The organism is Arthrobacter sp. NPDC058097, from assembly GCF_042884885.1.
Taxonomy (GTDB): domain Bacteria; phylum Actinomycetota; class Actinomycetes; order Actinomycetales; family Micrococcaceae; genus Arthrobacter.
Genome location: NZ_JBHVSZ010000031.1, coordinates 1,265 through 4,591, shown reverse-complemented (window position 1 = coordinate 4,591; position 3,327 = coordinate 1,265). Strand labels below are relative to the sequence as shown.

Here is a 3,327-nt window from a genome sequence, read left to right as displayed (position 1 = left end):
TTCTTGTGTGGTGTAAGTTGTTGGCCTATTAGTACCGGTCAGCTTCACGAGTCGTTAGTCCTCGCTTCCACATCCGGCCTATCAACCCAGTGGTCTGGCTGGGGGCCTCTCACACGCAAGGTGTATGGAAATCTCATCTCGAAGCGAGCTTCCCGCTTAGATGCTTTCAGCGGTTATCCCATCCGAACGTAGCTAATCAGCGGTGCACTTGGCAGTACAACTGACACACCAGAGGTTCGTCCGTCCCGGTCCTCTCGTACTAAGGACAGCCCTTCTCAAATTTCCTGCGCGCGCAGCGGATAGGGACCGAACTGTCTCACGACGTTCTAAACCCAGCTCGCGTACCGCTTTAATGGGCGAACAGCCCAACCCTTGGGACCTACTCCAGCCCCAGGATGCGACGAGCCGACATCGAGGTGCCAAACCATGCCGTCGATATGGACTCTTGGGCAAGATCAGCCTGTTATCCCCGAGGTACCTTTTATCCGTTGAGCGACGGCCATTCCACAATGTACCGCCGGATCACTAGTCCCGACTTTCGTCCCTGCTCGAGATGTCTCTCTCACAGTCAAGCTCCCTTGTGCACTTACACTCGACACCTGATTGCCAACCAGGCTGAGGGAACCTTTGGGCGCCTCCGTTACTTTTTAGGAGGCAACCGCCCCAGTTAAACTACCCATCAGGCACTGTCCCTGACCCGGATTACGGGCCGAAGTTAGATGTCCAAAGTGACCAGAGTGGTATTTCAACGATGACTCCACCCGAACTGGCGTCCGGGCTTCAACGTCTCCCACCTATCCTACACAAGCCACTCCGAACACCAATACCAAACTATAGTAAAGGTCTCGGGGTCTTTCCGTCCTGCTGCGCGTAACGAGCATCTTTACTCGTACTGCAATTTCGCCGAGTTTATGGTTGAGACAGCGGGGAAGTCGTTACTCCATTCGTGCAGGTCGGAACTTACCCGACAAGGAATTTCGCTACCTTAGGATGGTTATAGTTACCACCGCCGTTTACTGGGGCTTAAATTCTCAGCTTCGCCTTACGGCTAACCGGTCCTCTTAACCTTCCAGCACCGGGCAGGAGTCAGTCCGTATACATCGTCTTGCGACTTCGCACGGACCTGTGTTTTTAGTAAACAGTCGCTTCCCCCTGGTCTCTGCGGCCCCGATCCCCTCCCGGTCGCTAGTACCGTTCAAGGTTGGGGCCCCCCTTCTCCCGAAGTTACGGGGGCATTTTGCCGAGTTCCTTAACCATAATTCTCTCGATCGCCTTAGTATTCTCTACCTGATCACCTGTGTCGGTTTGGGGTACGGGCGGCTAAAACCTCGCGCCGATGCTTTTCTAGGCAGCATAGGATCACCGAATCCCCCCTTTACGGGAGTCCCGTCAGATCTCAGGCACATGAACAGCGGATTTGCCTACCGTTCGCCCTACATCCTTGGACCGGGACAACCATCGCCCGGCTCGGCTACCTTCCTGCGTCACACCTGTTAATACGCTTGCCTCCCAGGATCAGGTCCCGCGCTCCACCAAAACCCTTCACCCACAAGGGGTGTCGGGCAGGTCTCGGGCGGTTAGTATCCCCTGTTCAACATGGGCGGTTTTTCGCCGGTACGGGAATATCAACCCGTTGTCCATCGACTACGCCTGTCGGCCTCGCCTTAGGTCCCGACTTACCCAGGGCAGATTAGCTTGACCCTGGAACCCTTGATCATCCGGCGGACGGGTTTCTCACCCGTCTTTCGCTACTCATGCCTGCATTCTCACTCGTGTAGGCTCCACCGCTGGTTTACACCGCGACTTCACCGCCCACACGACGCTCCCCTACCCATCCACACTCCTGAACCACAAAGGCTTGGAAAATATGTGAATGCCACAACTTCGGCGGTGTACTTGAGCCCCGCTACATTGTCGGCGCGGAATCACTTGACCAGTGAGCTATTACGCACTCTTTTAAGGATGGCTGCTTCTAAGCCAACCTCCTGGTTGTCTTCGCAACTCCACATCCTTTCCCACTTAGCACACGCTTAGGGGCCTTAGTTGGTGGTCTGGGCTGTTTCCCTCTCGACTATGAAGCTTATCCCCCACAGTCTCACTGCTGCGCTCTCACTTACCGGCATTCGGAGTTTGGCTGACGTCAGTAACCTTGTAGGGCCCATTAGCCATCCAGTAGCTCTACCTCCGGAAAGAAACACGCAACGCTGCACCTAAATGCATTTCGGGGAGAACCAGCTATCACGAAGTTTGATTGGCCTTTCACCCCTACCCACAGCTCATCCCCTCCATTTTCAACTGAAGTGGGTTCGGTCCTCCACGACGTCTTACCGTCGCTTCAACCTGGCCATGGGTAGATCACTTCGCTTCGGGTCTAGATCACGCCACTGCAACGCCCTGTTCAGACTCGCTTTCGCTACGGCTTCCCCACACGGGTTAACCTCGCGACGTAACACTAACTCGCAGGCTCATTCTTCAAAAGGCACGCCGTCACAACTACAAGGCTGCTCCGACGGATTGTAAGCACACGGTTTCAGGTACTGTTTCACTCCCCTCCCGGGGTACTTTTCACCTTTCCCTCACGGTACTGGTCCGCTATCGGTCATTAGGGAGTATTTAGGCTTATCAGGTGGTCCTGACAGATTCACACGGGATTTCTCGGGCCCCGTGCTACTTGGGATACTCATCAAAGGCGGCGCTACAGCATTACGGTTACGGGGCTCACACCCTCTACGGCCGGCCTTTCAAGACCGTTCACCTATACCAGCACTCACACCTCCCCGGTCCGGCAGAACCAGGACAACAAGTCCCACAACCCCGCCCATGCAACGCCCGCCGGCTATCACACATGGGTCGGTTTAGCCTGATCCGCGTTCGCTCGCCACTACTAACGGAATCACTGTTGTTTTCTCTTCCTGCGGGTACTGAGATGTTTCACTTCCCCGCGTTCCCTCCACGCACCCTATGTGTTCAGATGCGGGTCACCAGATCACTCGCGCGTCTGGCGGGGTTTCCCCATTCGGACACCCTGGGATCACAGTCCGGTTATCGACTCCCCCAGGCTTATCGCAGATTCCTACGTCCTTCTTCGGCTCCTAATGCCAAGGCATCCACCGTGTGCTCTTAAAAACTTGACCACAAAAGATCAAGGAGTAATTTTCGAGAGAACCACAGAAACCAACCACACCCAACAACCACACCCCGAAGAGTGCCATCATCACGCGCAGCCAGATCCAGGTTCATATTCTTGGAAATTGCTTCTTATAAAAGATGCTCGCGTCCACTATGTAGTTCTCAAACAACAACCCCGTACCACACACCCCACACACA

2 rRNA genes (1 of these 2 running past the window's edge) are annotated in these 3,327 nt (G+C 54.9%); both read right to left on the bottom strand.

Annotation, left to right across the window (positions count from 1 at the left end):
- Positions 1-7: 7 nt before the first annotated feature.
- Positions 8-3,134, bottom strand: a 23S ribosomal RNA gene (locus ACFVTE_RS24495).
- Between the two features lie 66 nt (positions 3,135-3,200).
- A 16S ribosomal RNA gene (locus tag ACFVTE_RS24490) occupies positions 3,201-3,327 on the bottom strand; it runs 1,082 nt beyond the window's last position.
- Together the 16S and 23S rRNA genes form the textbook arrangement of a ribosomal RNA operon.